The following is a 20,351-nucleotide window of genomic DNA, read 5'->3' as shown; positions in this document are numbered from 1 at the left end:
TGGCGTCGTGGCGCTACCACTGAAGGAAATGATCAATGCCGCGTCCGTGTCGGTGCTGGCCGGCGGGCTGGCCGCCGCCTGGGCGGCGTTCCCGCGGGACCGGTTCACGGCGCGGGCCCTGGACGGGCTCGACGGGCTGGAGCTCAAGGACCGGGTCCGGCACGTCGCCGCGGCGATGCACGACGCGCTGCCGCTCCCCTATCCGCAGGCCGCCGAGATCGTGCGCGAGTCCGCCTCGCGGGCGGCGCTGGACATGTGGAGCGGCTGGCCGGCCACCGACCACACGGCCGTCCACGGGGTCGGGCATCTGGACGCGGCGATGGACACGCTGGCCGTGCTGACGCCGCGCTCGTCGGGCGAGTTCGCCGTGCGGCCCTTCCTGGAGCGCTATCGCGACGACGCCATCAAGATCATGTACGGCTGGGCGGAGTCTCCTGACGAGCACCTGCGCCGGCTGGCGTCGGAGGGGTCGCGCCCGCGGCTGCCGTGGGCCACGCGGGTGGGCTGGCTGATGACGCCGGGGCCGACGTTGCCCCTGCTGGACCGGCTGCGGGACGACCCGAGCGAATACGTGCGCCGCTCGGTCGCCAACCACGTCAACGACCTGGCCAAGGACCATCCGGAGGCGGCTCTGGAGCTGCTGGGCCGCTGGCGTTCCGACGGCGGCTCGCACGTGGAGAAGGTGCTGCGGCACGCGGTGCGCGGGCTGGTGCGGGCCGGTCATCCCGGGGCGCTCGCGCTGCTGGGCGCCACGCCGGGCAGCGGCGCGGTGCAGGTGCTGGAGCTGGAGGCGGACACGGTGGCCGTGGGCGGCAAGCTGGGCTTCACGCTCACCGTCACGGCGGACGCCGCCGGGCCGCTGGTGCTCAAATACGCGATCCGGCGGCCGGGCTCGCGCCGCGTGTTCCATCTTGGGCAGCGTGAGGCGGGCGAGGCGGGGGCGGCGTTCACGTTGCGCAGAGCCCATTCCTTCCGGCCGGTGACCACCCGCGCCGAGCCGCCCGGGCCCAGAGAGCTCGACGTGATCGTCAACGGCAGGGTGGCCGCGACCACCGCGTTCACGCTGGTCGAACCCGCTGAGGCGGGCGGCTGAACACCCGCACCCCGGCCGCCGGGCACTGGCTCCCGCCTGCCACCCGCTCCGGCCCGGGGCACCGGGCTCAGCCTCCTGGCAAGGCGTCGAGGCCGCTGTGGAGGATCTCGTGGTTCCAGCGGCCACGGGGCTGTGTGTGGAGGTGCCAGTAGTGCTCGGCGATGGCGTCGGGGTCGAAGGGCGTGCCGGGGGCGACGGGGCCTGCGACGGTGACGGTGGCCACGTGGACGCCCGATGGGCCGTACTCCTGGTTGAGCAGCGCCACCAGCGTCCGCACGCCGCTCTTGCCGAGGGAGAGGCTGGCGTATTCGCGATTGGGCTCCGGCATGCCGCCGGTGATGATGATCGTGCCGTCGCCGCGCCGTGCCATCGCGGGCGCGACGTGCGCGGCCGTGATCAGCGCGCCGACCACGTTGACGGCCCAGGCGTCCAAGTGGGCGCGCATGGTCGCCTCCGCCAGCACGTCGGGGCGGATGACGGCGGCGTTGTACACCACGACGTCCGGCGTGCCCAGCTCCGCGGCGGCCGCGTCGAGCGCGGCCCGCAGCGCCGTCTCGTCGGTGACGTCCGCCCGGTACGCGTACACCCCGTCGAGCCCCAGTGTGCCGCCGGTACGCGAGACGAGGGCCACCGGCAGGCCCTCCCTCGCGAACCGGTGGGCCACCGACCGGCCGATCCCCGGCCCCGCCCCGGCAATCACCGCTCCTGGCATCATCTGCCCCTTTCCGTTGTTGCACCTGACGGACAGGACGGTAAGGCATCACATCGATGTGAAGGTCAAGAAAGCTCATGAAGATCGGCGACCTGGCCCACGAGACCGGGGTGAGCAGGCGGCTGCTGCGGTACTACGAGGAGCAGGGCCTGCTGCGGCCGCTGCGGCTGCCCAACGGCTACCGCGAATACCGCGACTCCGACGTCGCTGCCGTCCGCCACATCCGCGCCCTGCTGGCCGCGGGTCTGCCCACCGCCGTGATCGGCCGATTGCTGCGCTGTGTCCACGACGACGAAGGCGGGCGGATGGTGCCGGCGGCGTGCCCGGGGATGATCAGCCACCTGCGGGCGGAGCGGCGGCGCATGGCCGAGACGATCGAGCGGCTCCAGAACTCCCAGCGGCAGCTGGACACCATGCTCGCCGCCGTCCACGAGCAGGTCTGACAGCAGCGCCGGCGGCCCGGTGCAAGGAGCGTCGGGTGCGCAGAGTGCGGGGATTTGTCGTAGCGGTGGGGCACAATCGTCGCCTGTGAGCGAGATTTCCCCATCAACGACCACACCTCCGGCGGCCGAGGACCTGGATCGGGCACGTGAGGGGGACGATGCCGCCTTCACGCGCCTCGTGGGGCCGCTGCGCCGGGAGCTGCACGCCCACTGCTACCGCATGCTCGGCTCCGCCCACGACGCCGACGACGCCCTGCAGGACGCGCTGCTGCGGGCCTGGCGGGGGCTCGCGCGTTTCGAGGGCCGCAGCTCGCTGCGCTCCTGGCTCTACACCGTGGCCACCCGCACCTGCCTCGACCTCGTCGAGACACGCGGCAGGCGGGCCCTGCCGGTCGACCTCGGCCCGGCCAGCGACCGCACCGTGCTCGACGACGCCCCGAGGACCGACGTGGCCTGGCTGGGGCCATACCCTGACACGGACCCGGACGCGCGAGCCGAGCGACGGGAGGCCGTCGAGCTGGCGTTCGTCGCGGCCCTGCAGCACCTGCCGGGCAACCAGCGGGCGGCGCTGCTGCTGTTCGAGGTGCTGGGCTTCTCCGCCGCCGAGATCGCCGGCATGATGCGCACCACCACCATGTCGGTCAACTCCGCCCTCGCGCGGGCCCGCAAGATCGTCGCGGACCGGGTGCCGTCCCCCTCACAGCAGGAGACGCTGCGCGCGGTCGGCGACGCTCGCGTGCGGGAGATCGTCGCCGGCTACGCCGCCGCGCTCGAACGCGGCGACGCCGACGCCCTGGTGGCGCTGCTCACCGAGGACGTCACCTGGTCGATGCCGCCACTGCCACACTGGTACCACGGCGTGGCGGCCGTCACCGACTTCGCGACCCGGGTGCCGCTGGGCTCGTGCGGCTCCTGGCGGCACCTCCCGGCGCATGCGAACGGCCAGCCGGCCGTCGCCTGCTACCTCTGGGACGAGGCCGCCGGCGCGCACCTGGCGTGGTCGATCAACGTGATGACGCTGCGCGGCGAGCGCATCGCCGAGATCACCTCGTTCATCGGCGCCGGCCATTTCCCGCCGTTCGGGCTGCCCGCGTCACTGCCGTGACGGGGACAGGCCGGTCCTGGCCTCGCCGGTGGCCGGGTCCAGCGGGAACGACAGGTGCTGGTGGACCATCAGCCACGTGCCGTCACTGCGCTCGAACACGCGCGTGCCGCGCGACCACGTGTCGCTCGCCTGCCCGTCCTCCGCCACGACGCGGACGTGGTTGAGGCCTTCGCCGGTGGCCATGGATATGATCCTTCCGGGTCGACTACAACCCGCGGCGGGCCGGGAAATCATCGCGGCAATTCCGCAGGCAGGTCGAAAGCCGCGAAATCCGCCTCCAGGAACGAGACGACCTCGGCGATCCGCCCACCACGTACCACGACCAGATCCAGTCCGGCCGGGACGTAGGCGGCCCGATCGTCGTCCCACATGCACGTGCCGAACGCCGGCTGCCCGTTCGCCCGCGCCGGCAGCAGCTCGGCCAGCACTTGCGGGCCCGCTGGAGGGCGCTGTTGACCGCCGCGACCGTGGTGTCCAGCTGGTCGGCGGCCTCGGCGGCGGCGTACCCGAGGACGTCGCGCAGCAGCACGACGGCGCGCTGCCGGGCCGACAGGTGCTGCAGGGCCGCGACGAACGCCGGCTCCACGCTCTCCCGCGCCATAGCGCGCACCTGGGGGCCCAGCTCGGCCGTCCAGCCCATCAGCTGGTCACGGTACGGCTCCAGCCACGCCACCTCGGCCACCGGCGCGCCCTCCGGGCTCAGGTCGATGGGCAGCTCGCGCCGCCCGCCGCCCGATCAGCGTCTCGACGCCGTCGAGCAGCAGGTCGAGCCCGAAGCGGAAGTCGTCGTCGTCCACCCAGCCCTCGGCGCCGCGCAGCGCGCCCGAGCGCATCGCGGCCGACAGGGCCGGGTAAGTCTCGGGGTCGAGAACCCCGGCCAGCACCTCGCCGTAATCTGCGGCCCCGGCGATCCCGGCCTCCTCCAGCTGCGGGTCCCCGCCGCCGACGCTGTGGACGAGGGCGGCGTCGGTGAGCGCGTAGCCGGTCAGGGCGCTCGCCACGTTGATCTTCTCGCCGTCGTCGAGGCCGGTGCCGTCGAGGGCGGCCAGGGCGCGGTCCAGCCACAGCAGCCGCCGCGGGCCCAGCGGCGGGACGAGCCGGCCGACCGACAGCAGCCACGGGTGGTCGAGCAGGACGTCGCGGTGGGCCCGCGTCCACAGCGCCAGGTATACCCGCCACGACATGCCCCCCGGCTCGGGCGGCAGCGGGGCGGCGCTGTCGGCCATGATCGTGAGGAGGTCCTCCTTGCTGCCGACGTACCGGTAGAGCGCCGTCGCGGCCACCCCCACCCGGGAGGCCACGCCGGCCATGGAGACCCCGGCCAGCCCTTCGGCGTCGGCGATCTCGATGGCGGCGGCGGTGATCGTGGCCAGGTCCAGCCGCGGCCGCGGCCCCCGGCGCGTCACCGGCTCGCGCCCCCACATGCGCTCCACCACGGACGGCAACGACCGCTCCTGCGCCATCGCATCTCCTCCTTGACCCGCTCCTAGGATTGTGCATTACCTTAAAACTATGAACGCCATACACAGTACGCCATTAACAGATGCCATTCGCACCAGGGGCCTGACGAAGTCCTTCGGGGCGACCCGGGTGCTGACCGGGATCGACCTGACCGTGCCCACCGGCTCGCTGCTGGCCCTGCTCGGCCCTAACGGCTCCGGCAAGACGACCACCGTGCGCATCCTGACCACGCTGCTCGCGCCCGACGGCGGGACGGCCACGGTGGGCGGGCACGACGTGACGCGCGAGGGCGTCGCGGTGCGCCGGGCGATCGGGCTGACCTCCCAGCAGGCCACGGTGGACGACCTGCTGACCGGGCGGGAGAACCTGGAGCTGTTCGCCGGCCTCTACCACCTGGGCGGGCGCCGGGCGCGGCGGCGGGCCGGCGAGCTGCTGGAGCGCTTCGACCTGGTCGCGGCCGCGAACCGGCGGGTGGGGACGTACTCGGGCGGGATGCGGCGGCGGCTCGACCTCGCGGCCAGCATGGTGTCGGAGCCGCGGATCCTCTTCCTCGACGAGCCCACGACGGGGCTGGACCCGCGCAGCCGGGCCGAGCTGTGGTCGGTGATCCGCGAGCTGCTGGCCTCAGGAACCACGATCCTGCTCACGACGCAGTACCTGGAGGAGGCCGACCAGCTCGCCGACCGGGTCGCGGTGATCAACGGCGGGCGGGTCGTGGCCGACGACTCCCCCGCCGCGCTGAAGCGCCAGGTCGGCGCGGAGCGCCTGGTGCTGCGCCTGTCGCGGGCGGAGGACGTGCCGCGTGCCCGGGCGGCGCTCCGGACCCACGCCGGCGCGGAGGACGTGCCGCGCGCCAGGGCAGCGCTCCGGACCCATGCCGGCACGGCGGACCTGCCGCATGCCCGGGCGCCGCTCGGTGCCCACGCCGGCACGGCGGAACGGGCGATCACGCTGGCCGTCCAGGGCCCCGACCACCTGCGTCACGCGCTGGACGCCCTGCACCGGGCCGGCGTCGCGGTCGAGCACGTGGAGCTGCGCACCCCCACACTGGACGACGTGTTCTTCGAGCTCACGGCGGCCGCGGCATGAGCGGCGTCCGCACCGCGGCGGCCGATCTGCGCCGCCTCGCCGTCCGGGACCTGCGCCGCGAGGTGCGCATCCTCGACGGCCTCATCGTGAACACCGCCCTGCCCGTGATCATCATGGTGCTGTTCGTGTACGTCTTCGGCGGCGCGATCACCACCGGCTCCAGCGGGCTGGCGTACATCGACTTCGTGGTGCCCGCCGTGCTGCTCATGTCGGGCGGGTACGGGGCCGCGCTGACCGCCGTGAACATCGCCGAGGACATGACGGGAGGCATGATCGACCGCTTCCGCACCCTGCCGATCGGCGCGTGGGCCGTGCCGGCCGGCCACGTGGTCGCCTCGGTGATCCGGAACGTGGCGGCCTGCGGATTCGCCCTGGTCGCGGCCATCGTGATGGGTTTCCGCCCAGATGCCACGCTCGCCGACTGGGCGTTGGTGCTGGCGCTGGTGGCGGGGTACGTGCTGGCGATGTCGTCGCTGGCGGTGCTCTGGGGGCTGGTGGTGAAGTCGGTTCAGGCGGCGGGGGCGTTCAGCTTCGTCGTGCTCTTCCTGCCGTACCTGTCGGACGGGGTGGTGCCGGCCGAGACCATGCCGGGGGTACTGCGCGACTTCGCCTACAACCAGCCGGTCACACCGATCGTGGAGACGCTGCGAGCGCTCCTCCTGGATGTGCCGATGGGCTCGTCCGGGGTGGTGGCGGCGGTGTGGCTGGCGGGCGCGGTGGCGGTGAGCGCGCCGATCGCGGCGCTGCTGTTCCGCCGCCGGACCTCCGCCTGACACGAGGCGTGGGCTCAGGACCAAGAGATCAGCCATTATTACGATAGATTTGCAAATACTTGGCAATGGCAAAAATGACCTGAGCCCAGTACCGTGCTCGTGTGACCAGAGACTTCACCCTGTTCGCGGCCTCTCCAGGCGAGGGGGACGTAGTGGGCGAGATCCACGCGGCGTCATGGAAGGCGGCCTATGCCGGCTTCTTCGCTCCAGAGTTCTTCGCCGAAGCGGTACGGCAGCGGCGCCACAAATGGCACGGCCTGCTCGCCGAGGGCAAGAACACGGCCATGCTGGCCGCACTCGATGGGCGACCGCTGGCCTTCTCCTCCTTCGGCCCCTCGCCGACACGACCGGAGGCAGCGGAGATCTTCGGCTTCTACGGCCATCCGGACGGCTGGGGCACCGGCATCGCCGGCGCCTTGATGAGCGCTTCCCTGGACGAGATCCGCGAGAACGGCTTCAGCCTGGCGCACCTGTGGACGCTACGCGACACACCCCAGTCCCGCCGCTTCTATGCCAAGAGCGGCTTCACGGAGTCTGGCACGGTCCGCGACCACGACTACGGTGACGGCAACCCGATCGCGCAGGTCGAGTACGAGCTGATCCTCCCCTGACGACCCGAGCCTCCACGATCATCGACCCCTGCCCGGCGGCCGGATCGCCAAGAGAGGTCCGGCACGGGCGACCGGGACTCGCTCCCTCCATGAGGCGCTGGTCCCACGCCGCCCGGCGGCTAGGGGGCCATCCCGGCCAGGGCCGCGTCGACGACGCGTTCGGCCAGGTCGGCCGGCAGGTCCCCGGCCGGGCCCCACTTGGTGTGCCACAGCATGGTGCCGGTGATGACCGCCATGCCCATGTCGACGTCCAGGTCCGCCCTGAGCTCCCCGGAGGCGACGCCGCGCTCGATCACGTCCCGCATCGCCCGCTGGCGGGGCTCGATGGCCCGCTTGACGAAGCGCTCCATCAGCCGCGGATAGCGGTCGGCCTCGCTCATCGCGATGTTCATCACGCAGCGGTTACGCGAGTGACCGGCCTCCCTGCGCATCGCGTCGAGGAGGCTGATCAGATCGTCGCGCACGGACGTGCCGGAGAGCGGCGGCAGCGGTGCCTTGAGCGTGGCGAGGGCGTCGGCGACGAGGTCCTCCTTGCTGGACCAGCGCCGGTAGATCGTGGTCTTGCCGACGCCCGCCTTCGACGCGATCGCCTCGATGGACAACTCGGACACGCCCATGCCCTCGGCGATCAGATCGAGGGTGGCCTCGATGATCGCCTTCTCGGCCTTCTCACTGCGCGGACGGCCCGCGGGGCGGGCAGTCCCGGATTCCTGGATCGTCATCGCGGGCCTCACACTACCGCTGGTTCCTTCTTCTCGGCCTGCTGGACAGGCCGAGCCTTGCCGGGCATCCACTTGGCCACCACCGCGACGCCGAGCAGCGCGATCGCCGCCGACACCAGGGCGGTGACGTGCATGCCGTCGATGAACGCGGCGAACGCGGGCTTGATCAGCGCCTGGCCGCGCTCGCCGAGCGTCTCGACGACGCCCATCGTCGCCATGATCGACTCACCGGCGGAGTGCTGCACGTCGGCGGGGAGACCGGCCAGCACCGGCTCCATCTGGCCGCGGTAGCTCGACGACAGGACCGAGCCGAGGACGGCCACGCCGAGCGCGCCGGCGACCTGGCGGACGGTGTTGCTCATGGCCGATCCGACGCCGGCCTTCTCCCGGGGGAGCGACTCCATGATGGCGGTGGTGGCGGGCGGCATGATGTTGGCCATCGCGGCGCCCTGGACGAAGAAGATGACCTCGATCAGCACGACCGGCGTGTTCTGGTCCAGGAACGCGTAGCTGGTCAGCGCCAACGTCACGGTGATCATGCTGACCGTGGCCGACAGCTTGGCGCCGAACCGCTCGTTCACCCGCTGGCTGAGCGGCGCGAAGATGAGCTGCGCGGCGGCGAACGGGATCATCAGCGCCCCCGCCTGCAGCGCCGAGAAGCCGAGCACGACCTGCAGGTAGAAGGTCAGGAAGAACATCCCGCCCATCATCGCGAAGAAGACGATGCCCATCATGGCGATGGCCGAGCTGAACCGGATGTTGCTGAAGTTGCGCACGTCGAAGACCGGGTGGTCGATGCGCCGCTCCCACCACACGAACACGCCGAGCACCGCCACGCCGAGCAGCGTGGGGAGCAGCACTTCGGCGCTGGCCACGGTGCCGAGGAAACCACCGCGGATGATGCCGTACACGATGGCCACCAGGCCGATGATCGACAGCACCACGCCGAACGGGTCCAGCTTCGACGGCTTCGGGTCCTTCGACTCGGGCACGATGGTGCCGATGAGGATCATCCCGATGACGACGATCGGCACGTTGACGAGGAAGACCGAGCCCCACCAGAAGTGCTCGATCAGCAGGCCGCCCGTGATGGGGCCGATCGCCACCGCGAGCCCCACGCCACCGGCCCAGACGCCGATCGCCTTGCCGCGTTCGGCGGGCGGGAAGACGTTGGAGATGATGGCCAGGGTCGCCGGCATGATCGCCGCGCCGCCTATGCCCATCGCCGCCCTGGCCAGGATCAGCTGCGCCGGATCTTGGGAGTAGGCGCTGGCGAGCGAGGCCAGGCCGAACAGCGCCATGCCGATGAACAACATCCGCTTTCGCCCTGTCCGGTCACCGATCACACCGAACGTGAACAACAATCCGGCGAACACCAGCGTGTAGGAGTTGATCGCCCATTCCAGCTCGCTCTGCGTCGCGCCCAAGCCGGCTATGGGGTCGGCGATCGTCTTCATCGCCACGTTGAGGATCGTGTTGTCGAGCACGACCGCCAGCAAGCTGAACACGAGCACGCCGAGGATCGGCCATCGGCGGGGGTGCCCTGAGTTCGGGTCCATGGAAGCGTCCTTAATTTCGATACGTCTGAGTTTCGCAACGCCACCGTATCGCAAGATATTCCGATACGCAACGGTCCCGTTTCGTAAATTCCCGGCGAACTCCGGACGTCGGCCCTGCTTCCAAGCACCCACCGCCGGCCATCCCCGCAACGCGCCCGTAACCGGAAGGGAGGAGCCGGCTCACCCGGGAAGGGTGGTGACCGGCGCGGACGTCGTCGCCCCGGTCTCGGCCTCCTCGACCGGCGCCGGCGGCAAGGCCCTCGGCGGACGACGGCGCCAGAACGGCAGGGCGACCACCACCATGGCGACCCCCACCAGGCCCGCCACCAGGAACGCCCACGCCGGACCCGCTCCGTCGATGACGGCGCCGGCGATGGGGGCGGAGGTGGCGCCGCCGATCAGGAGGGCGGTGCCGTGGAAGCCCATCGCCTCTCCCCTCGCCCCCGAGGGGACCCGGCCGCTGACGGCGTCGACGGTGGACGACAGGGACGGAGCGCAGACGAGACCGGCGGGAAGCAGGGCGAGGACCAGCCACCGCCAGTCTCCGCTCGCCAACCCCACCGGCACGGTCAGCACACCCATGGCCGCGACGAGCGCCAGGGGCGAGAAGCCGTGCGACAGGCCGCCGTACACGAACCCACCCACGAGCGAGTAAACGCACCAGATGCCGACGGCGAGGCCGACCCACGCGGTCTGGTGGGCGTTCGTCATGGTGGCGACCAGGGCGAGCTCGCTCGCGGTGAGCACGAACGTGGCCGCCGCCGTCACCCCGAGCAGCGCCAAGAACGCCGGCGTGAACCACAGCCTCCTGGGCGCCTTCCCCTCCTGCCCCTCGTGCTCCTCCTGTTCCACGGCCGACCGGGTGGGCGGGTTGAGCACGATCAGGCCCAGCCCCGCGGCAGTGATCCCCACCCCGATGGCGGTCAGCGTCACGCCGCCGCCCAGCGTCGTCATGCCGGCCACCGCCAGCGCGGGCCCGGTCATGTACGACAGCTCGACCAGCATCGAGTCGAGCGTGAAACCGGTGCGCCGCTGCGGCTCCGGCACCAGAGCGGCCAGACACTGCCGGGTCACGCTGAACACCGGCAGCGCCAGCAACCCCGCCACCGCCGCCGCCACGACCAGGGCGGGGAACGGCAGCGCCCACGCGCACGCCCAGAACGCCGCCTGCGCCGCGGTGGTGGCGGAAAGTATGGGCCGCAGGCCGTGCTTGTCGACGAGCCTTCCCGACAGCGGGGAGCCGATGGCCATGCCGATGGTGCTGGCCATGGTGACCAGCCCGGCCTTGGCGTAGCCGAGCCCGAGCGCCTCGGCCACGTGCAGGGTCAGCGCCATGCCCGTGGCCGTGGCAGGGACCCGGGCCAGCAGCCCGACCAGCAACAATGTGGGGACGCCGGGGATTTTGAGCAGCCGCCGGTAAGGATCGAGAGCCATTTTTGTTCGTTACCTCCGCCGTCGATTCTGGCAAGAGGCACCGACAGTTTCCCCTGGTTTTCCGGGCGTGCCATCATCGGAAGGAGTCCGGGGACGCCACTGGGGCGCCTCGAGACGTTCCAGGAGGGTTTTCACATGTCCTCTTCAACCACCACGCTGTACGGCGGCGCTTCCGGACGCCGCGTCACCGTCCGCGACCTCACCGCCGCCAAGGAGCGCGGAGAGCGGTGGCCCATGGTCACCGCCTACGACGCGATGACGGCGAGGGTGTTCGACAGCGCGGGGATCCCGGTCCTGCTGGTGGGCGACTCCGCGGCCATGGTCGTCTACGGGTACGACTCCACGCTGCCGGTCACGGTCGACGACCTGCTGCCGCTCACGGCGGCCGTCGTCCGCGGGTCGTCGCGCGCGCTCGTGGTCGCGGACCTGCCGTTCGGCTCCTACCAGTCGTCGCCTCAGCAGGCGCTGGAGTCGGCGGCGCGCTTCATGAAGGAGGCCGGCGCGCACGCGGTCAAGCTGGAGGGCGGCCGCCGGGTCCTGCCGCAGGTGGAGGCGCTGGTCTCGGCGGGGGTGCCGGTCATGGCGCACCTCGGGCTGACGCCGCAGTCGGTCAACGTCCTGGGTGGCTATCGCGTGCAGGGGCGGGGGCAGTCGGGCGACGAGCTCATGGCGGACGCCAAGGACCTGGAACGGGCCGGGGCGTTCTCGGTGGTGCTGGAGTGCGTGCCGGCCGAACTGGCGCAGCGGGTGACGACGTCGCTGGCGATCCCGACGATCGGCATCGGGGCGGGTGCGGCGACGGACGCGCAGGTCCTGGTGTGGCAGGACCTGATGGGGCTGACGCCGCACCCGGCGAAGTTCGTCAAGCGGTACGCGGATCTGGCCGCCGAGATGGACCACGCCGTCCGCGCCTTCGCCCATGACGTGGCCACCGGCGCCTTCCCGGCTCCGGAACACACCTACACCTGATCACCCAGCACCGGGGCCACGGCGAGCGCGGGTCAGGGGCCGGTGAGCGTGGCGGGGTCGGTGTTGGAGCCGCACACCACCACCGCCACCCGCTCCCCCGCCCCCGGCCGGTACACCCCTGCCGGCAACGCCGCGTAAGCCGCGGCCCCCGCGTGCTCGGCCGCCACCCGATGCCGCTCCCACAAGGTACGCCGGGCCGCCACGATCGCCTCGTCGCTCACCAGCACGCTCTCCACCCGCGGCCCGGACAGGATCTCGAAGGCCAGCCCGCCGAGCTGGGTGGCGCCCAGAGCGTCGGCCGCCACCCCGCCCACGTCGACCGGCACCGGCTCACCGGCCCGCAGCGCCGCGTGGAGAGTGGGGATCCGCTCGGGCTCGACGGCGACGATCCGGGGTGAGGCCGCACCCTCGGTCCCCAGCGTGATCCCCGCGGCGAAGCCGCCGCCCCCGACGGCCACCACCACGGTGTCCACGCCCCCGGTCTGCGCCATGATCTCCAGCCCGGTGGTGCCCTGCCCGGCCACCACCTCCGCCTGGTCATACGCGTGCACGGTCAGCGCACCGGTCTCGGCGGCCCGCTTGCCCGCCGCCTCCGCCGCCTCGGAGTAAATGGCCCCCGTCTGGGTGATGTGCGCCCCCAAGGCCTCCAGCCCCGCCACCTTCACGGGGCTCGTCACCTCGGGCACGAAGATCTCCGCGCGCACCCCCAGCGCCTTGGCCGCGTACGCCACCGCCAGCCCGTGGTTCCCCCCGCTGGCCGCGATCACCCCGCTGTCCGGCAGCGCCCCCGCCGACACCATCCGGTTGAACGCCCCGCGCACCTTGAAGGACCCCGAGTGCTGCAGCAGCTCCAGCTTGAGGAACAGCCCGGGCGAGATCTCGAGCACGGGCGTGCGCAGCACGAGCCCGGAGATCCGCTCGGCGGCGGCCAGCACGTCCACATGGGCGACGGCGGTCATGAATTCCCCCTCATCGAAGACAGCGAGCATACTGTTCGGTCACATCCGGGTGCCTGAGCGGCGCCCGGTCCTCGCCCCCGCTGGTGTCCGCACCAACGGGACAGCGTCCGGCGGGGGCGGTGGCCCAAGAGCCGCACTCCATCCAGGAAGGCGGAGTCAGGGCCCCGATAACGCGGGTTCTCAGCCACGGTCCGCCCGGCCCGCCGGACGGACGCGGCGCCGGCTTCCACCGGATCGCTTGCCGGCCTCGGCCGGCAAGCGACGAGGCTACGCTGATGCCCGTTTTGCTCATGTGAACGCAGAGAGCCGAAGACGCTACGCCAGGGCCTGGGACACGTCGGCCCAGAGGTCCTCCGGGTGCTCGATGCCGACCGCGATCCGCACGGTGCCCTCCCCGATCCCGGTCCTGGCCAGTTCGTCGGCGCTGAGCGCCCGGTGCGAGGTGGTGGCCGGGTGCAGGACCAGCGTCTCGACGCCGCCGAGCGAGGGGGCGAGCAGCGCGAGGCGTACCGAGCTCATGAACTTCTCCCCGGCGGCCCGCCCGCCGGCCAGGTCGAACGAGAACACCCCACCGAAGCCGGGCAGCAGCTTCCCGGCCAGCTCGTACGACGGGTGCGCGGGCAGCCCCGGCCAGTGGACGGCCGTGACGGCGGGGTGCCCGGCGAGGCGGGTGGCCAGGAGCTCGGCGTTGGAACAGTGGCGTTCCATGCGCAGCGCGAGCGTCTGCAGCCCGCGCAGCGTCAGCCAGGCCGCGAACGGGTCCGCCGAGGCCCCCAGCTCGATCGCGAAGTGCCAGACCCGCTCGTAGAGGGCGGTGTCGGCGAAGACGGCCAGGCCCCCGACCACGTCGGTGTGCCCGGACAGGTATTTGGTGGTGGAGTGCACGACGATGTCCGCGCCGTGCTCGAGGGGCCGGCACAACATGGCCGTGGCGAACGTGTTGTCGACCACGGACAGGATCCCCAGCTCCCGGGCGGCCGCGCACATCCCGGGCAGATCGGCCACCAGCGTCATGGGGTTGCTGATGGTCTCCAGGTAGAGGAGCCGGGTCTCGGGCCGGACGGCGGCGCGCACGGCGGCGGGGTCGTTCTCCGGCACGTACGTGACGTCGATCCCGAACCGGCCGACCAGCTCCTTGATCATCGCCGCCGTCCCCCCGTACAGGGACCGCTGAGCGATCAGGTGGTCGCCGGGCTTGAGCAGGCAGAGCAGGACGGTGTTGATCGCGCCCATGCCGGAGCCGGTGGCGATGGCGGCCGTGCCGCCCTCCAGCCCGGCGACGGCCAGCTCCAGCGAGCGGACGGTGGGGTTGGTGTAGCGCCCGTACACGAACGGCCCGTCGGGACGCCCCATCGCGTCGGCCATCACGGCGGGATCGTCGAAGACGAACCCGGAGGTCTGGTAGATCGGCACGGAGATGGGACGGCTGTCCTGGACGGGCGGGTGGGGAACGTGTACGACCCTGGTCTCGGGACGGAACTCGGTCATGAGGAAATGATCCCCCGGTCCAGGATCCGATGTCAGAGCCAATCGGGCAGAATTGGTCCATGAATGGGGCCAATCTCGACGACCTCGTCGATCTGCTGGGCCGGTGGGCGTCGGGCCGCGGGCCGCTGTACCTGCTGCTGACTGCCAGGCTGCGGGCGCTGATCGACGACGGCGTGCTGCCGCCGGACGAGCCGCTGCCGCCGGACCGGGTGCTGGCCAGGCGGCTGGCGGTGGGCCGGGGCACCGTGGTGGCGGCGTACGACCTGCTGCAGCAGGAGGGCCGCGTGGTGCGCCGGCAGGGCAGCGGCACCCGGGTGGCCGCGCTGGACCTGCCCGCGACCAGGACCGCCGACGGCGTGCCCGCCAACCCGCTGCTGCTGCACATCCTGCACCCGCCGGACGGGGTGCAGCTGCTGACGTGCGCGGCTCCCGACGATCCGCCGCAGGCGATGTTCGAGGCGTACGAGGAGGCCGCGGCGCGGCTGGCCGGCGTCCGCGACCTCGGTTACCAGCCGGCGGGCAACTCCGCCCTGCGCGCGGCGCTCGCGGACTACTACTGCGCCCGCGGCCTGCCCACGACGCCCGACGAGATCATGGTGACGACGGGGGCGCAGCAGGCGCTCACGCTGCTCGCCGGGCTGCTGGTGGCACCGGGCGACACCGTGCTGACCGAGTCGCCGACGTACCCGGGGGCGCTGGAGGTGTTCAGGCACGCGTCGGCGGTCATCAAGCCGGGGACGCCCGAGCAACTGCGCGAGCGCCCCACGCTGGCCTACTTCGTCCCCACCGCGCGCAATCCGGACGGCGCCGTCATGCCCGACTCCGGGCGCAGGCGGCTGGCCGCGCTCGCCGCCGAGCACGACGTGCTGCTGATCGACGACGAGGTCTGCGCCGAGCTGTGCTTCTCGGGCGAGACGCCGCCGCCGGTGGCCGCGTTCGGGCGTGGCGAACAGGTCGTCACGGTGGGCTCGATGAGCAAGCTCGTCTGGGGCGGGCTGCGCCTGGGGTGGATCCGCGCGGCGGCCCCGCTGGTGTCGCGCCTGTCCAGGCTGCGGGCCGTGCACGACCTCGGGGGCGAGGTCCTCGGCCAGCTCGCCGCCGCGGCGCTGCTGCGGCGCCTGGACGAGGTACGCGGGGCCCGCGTGCGCACCCTGCGCGAGCGCCACGACCACCTGTGCGCCGAGCTGCGCGAACGGCTCCCGTCGTGGTCGTTCGAGCCGGCCCGCGGCGGCCAGACGATCTGGGTACGGCTGCCGCGCGGCGAGGTCGACGCGTTCGCCCAGGTGGCGCTCCGGCATGGCGTCGCGGTGCCGCCGGGCCGGTCGTTCGACCCCCTGGGCGGGCACGCCGACCACATGCGGCTGCACTTCCTGTTCCCGGCGGAGGAACTTTCGCGAGCGGTGAACAACCTGGCCGCGGCCTGGGCATCCTTCGACGGGGCGGGGAGGGCGGCCTCCCGTCACACCCTCATCGTCTGACAGTGTGGGTACGTGGAGACGACCTTCGTACTCGTGCACAGCCCCTCCGTCGGGCCGTCGACATGGGCTCCCGTGGCCGAGTCGCTCGAGCGCCGGGGGCACGCCGCCGTGGTGCCCGACCTGACCGGCATCTCGACGGGCGGGCCGCCCTACTGGCCGCGGGTGGTGGCGGCCGTGCGGGACGCCGCGCCCGCCGGTCCCGTGGTGCTTGCGGCGCACAGCAACGCCGGGTTCTTCCTGCCGCTGATCAAGGAAGGGCTGGGCGATCAGGTGGTGGCGTGCGTGTTCGCCGACGCGCACATCCCGCCGCGCGACGGGCTGATCAGGGTCGCGGAGGAGGAGTTCCTGCCGTTCCTGCGCGACCTGGCCGGCCCGGACGGGGTGCTCCCGCGCTGGACGGACTGGTGGGACGAGGAGGACGTGGTGGCCATGCTGCCCGACCCGGCCACGCGCGTGCGGGTCGCGGCGGAGCAGCCGCGGCTGCCGCTCGACTACTACACGCAGTCCATCCCCGTGCCCGCCGGGTGGGACGAGGTCAGGTGCTCATGCCTGTGGTTCGGGCCGCCGTACGACAAGGTCGCCGAGGAGGCGCACCGGCGGGGCTGGCCCGTGACCCGGGTGCCCGGCATGCACCTGCACCAGATCGTCGACCCGGAAGGCGTCACGGACGCGCTGCTGAAGCTCTCGCGGAAGCCGTGAGATGACGGGTCAGATGTCGGTGATCCGCAGCCCCGCGTGCGCCTTGTAGCGGCGGTTGACGGAGATGATGTTGGCGGTGAGCGCCTCGACCTGGAAGGCGTTGCGCAGCCGCCCGCCGTACACCCCGCGCACGCCCGGGATGGCCTCCGCCAGCGCCTGCACCGTGTCCGTCGCCTCACGGTCGTCGCCCAGCACCAGCACGTCCAGGTCCACCTTGTCCACTGCCGGGTCCATCAGCACGACGGCCGACACGTGGTGGAAGGCCGCCACCACCCGGCTGTCCGGCAGCACCGCCGCGGCCTGCTGCGCGGCGCTGCCCTCCTCGACCGGCAGCGCGTAGGCGCCCTGCTTGTCGAACCCGAGCGGGTTCACGCAGTCCACCACGATCTTCCCGGCCAGCTCGGACCTGAGGGATTCCAGGAGCGCCTTGTGGCCTTCGTACGGCACGGCCACGATGACGAGGCCGGCCTGGGCGGCGACGGCGGCGTTCTCACCGCCCGTCGCGCCCGCCCCGATGGAGTCGGCCGCCTCCTGGGCGCGCTGGGCGCTCCGCGACCCGATCAGCACCGGATGCCCGGCCAGCGCGAACCGCCGCGCCAGCCCCTTTCCCTGGTCGCCGGTGCCGCCGAGGATGCCGATGGAAAGTCCGCTCACATCTGTCATACGGCAGATCATGCCAGCCCTCGAATCCCGCCCTCCCGCCGCCCGCCCCTCTCCCCCGACCGGGGCGGGCGGCGACGGCCGGGCGGACGACGGCCGGGGCCCGGACAGACCGGGCCCCGGCCGCGGAATCGACGGCTAGCAGTTGCCGAACGCCGGCAACCCGAGTATCCGCAGGGTCAGCCACTCGATCGCGAGCGGCCCGCCCTCGATGGCCCCCGTGACGTGGTCGGGCGCGGGCAGCGCGACCCACCGCACGTTCGCCCCGGCCCGGCAGTACTCCGACCGCAACGTGGAACCCACCGCCGGCGGAATGATCTGATCCCCGTTGCCGTGGTACAGGAACATCGGCACCCGCGGCGCCACGCCCCCGAGCCGGTTCTCGCCCAGCCGAGCCTGCCACTTGGGCTGGTTGAGCAGGTCGATCGGGCTCAGATCGGAGAAGCGGAGCCCCGCGAGCCCGTCGAGGTCGCCCACGCAGGCGTCGGCGGCCTCGGCGAGCAGCGCGCGGCCCCGGTCGTTGAGGTCGGCGTCGAGGTCGAGTTCGGGGTAAGCGGCGTCGAGCCCGACGCCGGCCGCCGCGGCCAGCCCGAAGTTCTCGCCGCCGTCCAGGTGAGTCGCGACGGCGTGCAGGTCGGCGGGCACGCCGCCCGCGGCCACGCCCCTGAGCCTGAGCTCGGGCGCGTACGAGGGTTGCAGCTGGGCGGCCCACCCTGCCGACGCGCCGCCCTGCGAGTAGCCCATGACGGCGACGGGCGCCCGGGCCGACAGCCCGGCGCCCGGCACCCGCATGGCGGCCCTGATCGAGTCGAGCACGGCGTGGCCTTGGGAGATCCCGGCCATGTACGTGTGCCGGCCCGGCGTGCCGAGACCCTCGTAGTCGGTCACGGCCACCGCGAACCCCTTGAGCAGGAACAGGCTGATCAGCGCGAGCTCGGCCTCCCTGCCCTCGCTCATGCTGACGGAGGGGGCGCACTGGTCGCCGAGGCCGTGGGTGCCGACGGCGTACCCGATGATCGGGCGCGTGCCGAGCGGGTAGTCGCCCTTGGGCACGAGCAGCGTGCCGGAGACGGCGTTGAGCGCGCCGGTGGCGGAGGTGGAGTTGTAGAGGATGTGCCAGGCGTTGACCGGCACCTCCAGCAGCTTGCCCGGCAGGAGGTAGACGGTGGCGGGCTGTGCTGAGACCACGTTCCCCGGCGTCGCCGCGCGTGCCGGAGCCGCGGTGAAGGACATGATCAATAACAGGATCGCGGACATGCTGACGCGGACACGTAAGGTCATGTGCCGCCCCTCTCCCTGAGGTCCCTGAGGATCACCGACTTGGGACGGCGGCGCCGCGAGCCGATCGTTACCCGAGGGTAACTACATGTCAAGGCCCGAAATGACGGCGAAACACAGCACGTGTCAATACATCACTCGCGAAACAGCTCCCCCGCGCGAGGCACTGGGGCACCATGGACATATGGACTCCGGATCGGTGGCCCTCCTCCGCGAACTCCTCGCCCAGACCGGCTGGCTCGAGCGCGCCCGCGAGTTCGGCCACGCTCTGCGCGCCACCCGATCGCCCGGCGGCCTGCTGCTGGTGGGCACCCCGGACGACGAGCCCTGGCACCTGACCGCGCACCTCAGCGACGAGGCGGAGTTCTCGGGCCTGCCGCAGCTCACGCCCACCCTGGTGCGCTGGACGCCCCCCGCGGATGCGCCCGCCCACCTGCGCGTCGGGCTCGACCGCCTGGAGCGGGCGGCGCGCGGCGAGACGCTGTTCGTGCTGTCGGAAGGGCAGGCGCCGGTGCCGCTGCTGGAGCGGGTGAACGACGCCCGCCGCACGGGCGCGACCATCCTGGCGATCGAAGGCGGCGACGCGGAGCTGTCCGGCCTGGCGCACGACGCGATCGCGGTGCCGCGGGACGGGCTGGTGACGTTCGACGGCGCGCAGCACCTGGTGAGCGCGGCGGCCGGCGAGGTGGAGCGGCGGCTCGGCCTGCGCGGCCGCCTGGCCCGCCTCCTGGAGAAGGTCAGCGGCCCGCAACTGTCCGACTAGAACCCTCCGGCAACCGCCCCGCCTGTCCGCCGCCCGGCCGGGACCCTCCGGCGACGGCCGCTAGGACCCTCCGGCGACGGGCTGCCCGGCCGCTCGCAGGCGTCCGCTCAGCGACCCCTCCAGCGCCGCCGTGGCCTCCTCGATCACGCCGATCACCACGGCCTGCACGGGATCGGGCTCCCCCGACCGCGTACGGCTGACACGGGTCACGGCGTCCAGCCGGCGCGCGCCCACGTCGCGCAGCTCGCTCACCCGTACCTCGCCCTCGGGCACGTCGAGCAGGGCCAGCGTGGGCACGATCGCCACCCCGTGCCCGGCCGCGACCAGCGCCAGCGTGGGCCCGAACTCGGTGATGACGTGCACCTTGCGCGGCTCGAACCCGTGCAGCCCGGCCAGCCGCTCCAGCGCCTGCCCGGTCGCCTGGCTCGGATCCCCGGCCACCCACGGCACCTCCGTCAGGTCGGCGAAGTCACGCGGCGGATCGGGCCAGTCGGGCGGCAGCACGATGCGGTACTCGTCCACGTAGAGCAGCCGCGTGCTCAGCGACGGCTGCGCGAGCGCGGGCATCCCCATGTCCTGCTCGGCGAGCATCACGTCCACCGCGCCCAGCCGCAGCTCCTGCAGCGCGGACGCGCCGTAGATCTCGTGGATGATCGGCGTGATCTTGGGATGGCGTGCGGCGAGCTCGCGCATGGCGGGCACCAGCACGTGCGTGATCACCGTGGGGAACGCGGCGATGCGCACCGGCCCGGCCAGCCGCTCGGTGAACCGGGTCAGCTCCCGCCGGGCCTCCAGCAGCTCCTCCTCCACCCGTTCGGCGTATCCGGCCAGCACCCGGCCGGCCGGGGTGAGGGAGATCCGGCGCTGGGAGCGGTCGAGGAGCGCCAGCCCGACCTCGCGCTCCAGCTGGGCGAGCTGCTGAGAGACGGCGGAGGGCGTGAGGTGAAGTGCCTCGGCGGCCCGCATCACGCCACCGCGGCGGGCCACCTCGTGCAGCACGCGCAGGCGCCGAGGATCGATGTCCATGCAGCTCAGCTTACGTGCATGTTTAGCTT

22 protein-coding genes are annotated in these 20,351 nt (G+C 72.5%); 10 read left to right on the top strand and 12 right to left on the bottom strand.

Translation table 11 applies throughout. The annotated features are described in order from the left end of the window. Positions 1 to 7: 7 nt before the first annotated feature. Entirely contained in the window at positions 8 to 1,093 is a 1,086-nt protein-coding gene (locus ACIBX3_RS17030) for a hypothetical protein (protein ID WP_397117809.1), read from the top strand. A gap of 67 nt (positions 1,094 to 1,160) precedes the next feature. Here the strand turns inward: ACIBX3_RS17030 and ACIBX3_RS17025 are convergent, their stop codons facing one another. Next, positions 1,161 to 1,793, bottom strand: coding sequence for an SDR family NAD(P)-dependent oxidoreductase (locus ACIBX3_RS17025; RefSeq protein WP_397117807.1), 633 nt, complete (start codon positions 1,791 to 1,793; stop codon positions 1,161 to 1,163). Positions 1,794 to 1,882: 89 nt separating this feature from the next. Between ACIBX3_RS17025 and ACIBX3_RS17020 the strand changes: the two genes are divergently transcribed. After that, a complete protein-coding gene (locus tag ACIBX3_RS17020) occupies positions 1,883 to 2,248 on the top strand; it encodes a MerR family transcriptional regulator (RefSeq protein WP_397117805.1) in 366 nt (121 codons plus the stop codon). A gap of 85 nt (positions 2,249 to 2,333) precedes the next feature. Beyond that, positions 2,334 to 3,353 (top strand): sigma-70 family RNA polymerase sigma factor, encoded by a 1,020-nt coding sequence (locus ACIBX3_RS17015; protein ID WP_397117804.1) that lies wholly within the window; start codon positions 2,334 to 2,336, stop codon positions 3,351 to 3,353. Here the strand turns inward: ACIBX3_RS17015 and ACIBX3_RS17010 are convergent. From ACIBX3_RS17010 to ACIBX3_RS17000, 3 genes are read right to left on the bottom strand one after another with little or no spacing between them, the layout of a single operon-like run. Continuing rightward, positions 3,342 to 3,536 carry a nuclear transport factor 2 family protein gene (locus tag ACIBX3_RS17010; RefSeq protein ID WP_397117802.1) on the bottom strand — a complete coding sequence of 65 codons (195 nt, stop codon included), beginning with the start codon at positions 3,534 to 3,536 and terminating at the stop codon, positions 3,342 to 3,344. The two genes, ACIBX3_RS17015 and ACIBX3_RS17010, sit on opposite strands and share 12 nt — an antisense overlap. Before the next feature lie 22 nt (positions 3,537 to 3,558). Continuing rightward, a complete protein-coding gene (locus tag ACIBX3_RS17005) occupies positions 3,559 to 4,035 on the bottom strand; it encodes a sigma factor-like helix-turn-helix DNA-binding protein (RefSeq protein ID WP_397117800.1) in 477 nt (158 codons plus the stop codon). Beyond that, complete coding sequence (locus ACIBX3_RS17000) at positions 4,001 to 4,816, bottom strand: TetR/AcrR family transcriptional regulator (RefSeq protein ID WP_397117798.1); 816 nt, start codon at positions 4,814 to 4,816, stop codon at positions 4,001 to 4,003. The genes ACIBX3_RS17005 and ACIBX3_RS17000 overlap by 35 nt, the downstream gene beginning before the upstream one ends. A gap of 49 nt (positions 4,817 to 4,865) precedes the next feature. Between ACIBX3_RS17000 and ACIBX3_RS16995 the strand changes: the two genes are divergently transcribed. The 3 genes from ACIBX3_RS16995 (at position 4,866) to ACIBX3_RS16985 (ending at position 7,287) form a co-directional block, all read left to right on the top strand. Next, positions 4,866 to 5,903, top strand: a complete 1,038-nt coding sequence (locus ACIBX3_RS16995; protein ID WP_397117796.1) for an ATP-binding cassette domain-containing protein — start codon at positions 4,866 to 4,868, stop codon at positions 5,901 to 5,903. Continuing rightward, a complete protein-coding gene (locus tag ACIBX3_RS16990) occupies positions 5,900 to 6,676 on the top strand; it encodes an ABC transporter permease (RefSeq protein ID WP_397117794.1) in 777 nt (258 codons plus the stop codon). The genes ACIBX3_RS16995 and ACIBX3_RS16990 overlap by 4 nt, the downstream gene beginning before the upstream one ends. A gap of 101 nt (positions 6,677 to 6,777) precedes the next feature. Beyond that, positions 6,778 to 7,287 (top strand): GNAT family N-acetyltransferase, encoded by a 510-nt coding sequence (locus tag ACIBX3_RS16985; RefSeq protein ID WP_397117792.1) that lies wholly within the window; start codon positions 6,778 to 6,780, stop codon positions 7,285 to 7,287. Positions 7,288 to 7,406: 119 nt separating this feature from the next. Here the strand turns inward: ACIBX3_RS16985 and ACIBX3_RS16980 are convergent, their stop codons facing one another. The 3 genes from ACIBX3_RS16980 to ACIBX3_RS16970 all read right to left on the bottom strand — a co-directional run bounded on the left by ACIBX3_RS16980 (position 7,407) and on the right by ACIBX3_RS16970 (position 11,002). Next, positions 7,407 to 8,009, bottom strand: a complete 603-nt coding sequence (locus tag ACIBX3_RS16980; RefSeq protein WP_397117790.1) for a TetR/AcrR family transcriptional regulator — start codon at positions 8,007 to 8,009, stop codon at positions 7,407 to 7,409. Between the two features lie 8 nt (positions 8,010 to 8,017). Continuing rightward, entirely contained in the window at positions 8,018 to 9,568 is a 1,551-nt protein-coding gene (locus tag ACIBX3_RS16975) for an MFS transporter (RefSeq protein WP_397117788.1), read from the bottom strand. A gap of 180 nt (positions 9,569 to 9,748) precedes the next feature. Next, positions 9,749 to 11,002, bottom strand: a complete 1,254-nt coding sequence (locus tag ACIBX3_RS16970; RefSeq protein ID WP_397117786.1) for an MFS transporter — start codon at positions 11,000 to 11,002, stop codon at positions 9,749 to 9,751. Between the two features lie 135 nt (positions 11,003 to 11,137). On the opposite strand from ACIBX3_RS16970, the gene panB reads away from it, so the two are divergent. Next, positions 11,138 to 11,971, top strand: a complete 834-nt coding sequence (panB, locus tag ACIBX3_RS16965; RefSeq protein WP_397117784.1) for a 3-methyl-2-oxobutanoate hydroxymethyltransferase — start codon at positions 11,138 to 11,140, stop codon at positions 11,969 to 11,971. Positions 11,972 to 12,003: 32 nt separating this feature from the next. On the opposite strand, the gene ACIBX3_RS16960 is transcribed toward panB, so the two are convergent. After that, positions 12,004 to 12,930 carry a serine/threonine dehydratase gene (locus ACIBX3_RS16960; protein WP_397117782.1) on the bottom strand — a complete coding sequence of 309 codons (927 nt, stop codon included), beginning with the start codon at positions 12,928 to 12,930 and terminating at the stop codon, positions 12,004 to 12,006. A 315-nt stretch (positions 12,931 to 13,245) separates the two neighbouring features. Then, positions 13,246 to 14,418, bottom strand: coding sequence for a trans-sulfuration enzyme family protein (locus tag ACIBX3_RS16955; RefSeq protein ID WP_397117780.1), 1,173 nt, complete (start codon positions 14,416 to 14,418; stop codon positions 13,246 to 13,248). Positions 14,419 to 14,477: 59 nt separating this feature from the next. Between ACIBX3_RS16955 and ACIBX3_RS16950 the strand changes: the two genes are divergently transcribed. Together ACIBX3_RS16950 and ACIBX3_RS16945 are read left to right on the top strand one after the other, a co-directional pair. Further along, a complete protein-coding gene (locus ACIBX3_RS16950) occupies positions 14,478 to 15,896 on the top strand; it encodes a PLP-dependent aminotransferase family protein (protein ID WP_397117778.1) in 1,419 nt (472 codons plus the stop codon). A gap of 12 nt (positions 15,897 to 15,908) precedes the next feature. Then, positions 15,909 to 16,595 carry an alpha/beta hydrolase gene (locus tag ACIBX3_RS16945; RefSeq protein ID WP_397117776.1) on the top strand — a complete coding sequence of 229 codons (687 nt, stop codon included), beginning with the start codon at positions 15,909 to 15,911 and terminating at the stop codon, positions 16,593 to 16,595. Between the two features lie 9 nt (positions 16,596 to 16,604). Here ACIBX3_RS16945 and npdG read toward each other — a convergent pair whose 3' ends face one another. Together npdG and ACIBX3_RS16935 are read right to left on the bottom strand one after the other, a co-directional pair. Further along, positions 16,605 to 17,258: an NADPH-dependent F420 reductase gene (gene npdG, locus ACIBX3_RS16940; protein ID WP_397117774.1), complete on the bottom strand. Its 654-nt coding sequence runs from the start codon at positions 17,256 to 17,258 to the stop codon at positions 16,605 to 16,607. 135 nt (positions 17,259 to 17,393) lie between these two features. Continuing rightward, a complete protein-coding gene (locus ACIBX3_RS16935; protein ID WP_397117772.1) occupies positions 17,394 to 18,536 on the bottom strand; it encodes a lipase family protein in 1,143 nt (380 codons plus the stop codon). A gap of 181 nt (positions 18,537 to 18,717) precedes the next feature. Here ACIBX3_RS16935 and ACIBX3_RS16930 point away from each other — a divergent pair, with 181 nt between their 5' ends. Further along, the gene (locus ACIBX3_RS16930) at positions 18,718 to 19,296 is read left to right on the top strand and encodes a hypothetical protein (protein WP_397117771.1); all 579 of its coding nucleotides are present in this window, start codon (positions 18,718 to 18,720) and stop codon (positions 19,294 to 19,296) included. Between the two features lie 60 nt (positions 19,297 to 19,356). Here ACIBX3_RS16930 and ACIBX3_RS16925 read toward each other — a convergent pair whose 3' ends face one another. After that, entirely contained in the window at positions 19,357 to 20,322 is a 966-nt protein-coding gene (locus ACIBX3_RS16925) for a LysR family transcriptional regulator (RefSeq protein ID WP_397117769.1), read from the bottom strand. Between the last annotated feature and the right edge of the window lie 29 nt (positions 20,323 to 20,351).

Source organism: Nonomuraea sp. NPDC049480 (genome assembly GCF_044465905.1).
Lineage (GTDB): Bacteria > Actinomycetota > Actinomycetes > Streptosporangiales > Streptosporangiaceae > Nonomuraea.
This window is presented reverse-complemented; position numbering and strand designations above follow the sequence as displayed.

Excerpts from the sequence above, each read along its gene's own strand:
- ACIBX3_RS17020 (WP_397117805.1), top strand. The coding sequence starts at position 1,883 with ATGAAGATCGGCGACCTGGCCCACGAGACCGGGGTGAGCAGGCGGCTG.
- ACIBX3_RS17010 (WP_397117802.1), bottom strand. The coding sequence starts at position 3,536 with ATGGCCACCGGCGAAGGCCTCAACCACGTCCGCGTCGTGGCGGAGGAC.
- ACIBX3_RS17000 (WP_397117798.1), bottom strand. The coding sequence starts at position 4,816 with ATGGCGCAGGAGCGGTCGTTGCCGTCCGTGGTGGAGCGCATGTGGGGG.
- ACIBX3_RS16995 (WP_397117796.1), top strand. The coding sequence starts at position 4,866 with ATGAACGCCATACACAGTACGCCATTAACAGATGCCATTCGCACCAGG.
- ACIBX3_RS16990 (WP_397117794.1), top strand. The coding sequence starts at position 5,900 with ATGAGCGGCGTCCGCACCGCGGCGGCCGATCTGCGCCGCCTCGCCGTC.
- ACIBX3_RS16980 (WP_397117790.1), bottom strand. The coding sequence starts at position 8,009 with ATGACGATCCAGGAATCCGGGACTGCCCGCCCCGCGGGCCGTCCGCGC.
- ACIBX3_RS16975 (WP_397117788.1), bottom strand. The coding sequence starts at position 9,568 with ATGGACCCGAACTCAGGGCACCCCCGCCGATGGCCGATCCTCGGCGTG.
- ACIBX3_RS16970 (WP_397117786.1), bottom strand. The coding sequence starts at position 11,002 with ATGGCTCTCGATCCTTACCGGCGGCTGCTCAAAATCCCCGGCGTCCCC.
- panB (WP_397117784.1), top strand. The coding sequence starts at position 11,138 with ATGTCCTCTTCAACCACCACGCTGTACGGCGGCGCTTCCGGACGCCGC.
- ACIBX3_RS16960 (WP_397117782.1), bottom strand. The coding sequence starts at position 12,930 with ATGACCGCCGTCGCCCATGTGGACGTGCTGGCCGCCGCCGAGCGGATC.
- ACIBX3_RS16955 (WP_397117780.1), bottom strand. The coding sequence starts at position 14,418 with ATGACCGAGTTCCGTCCCGAGACCAGGGTCGTACACGTTCCCCACCCG.
- ACIBX3_RS16950 (WP_397117778.1), top strand. The coding sequence starts at position 14,478 with ATGAATGGGGCCAATCTCGACGACCTCGTCGATCTGCTGGGCCGGTGG.
- npdG (WP_397117774.1), bottom strand. The coding sequence starts at position 17,258 with ATGACAGATGTGAGCGGACTTTCCATCGGCATCCTCGGCGGCACCGGC.
- ACIBX3_RS16935 (WP_397117772.1), bottom strand. The coding sequence starts at position 18,536 with ATGACCTTACGTGTCCGCGTCAGCATGTCCGCGATCCTGTTATTGATC.
- ACIBX3_RS16930 (WP_397117771.1), top strand. The coding sequence starts at position 18,718 with ATGGACTCCGGATCGGTGGCCCTCCTCCGCGAACTCCTCGCCCAGACC.
- ACIBX3_RS16925 (WP_397117769.1), bottom strand. The coding sequence starts at position 20,322 with ATGGACATCGATCCTCGGCGCCTGCGCGTGCTGCACGAGGTGGCCCGC.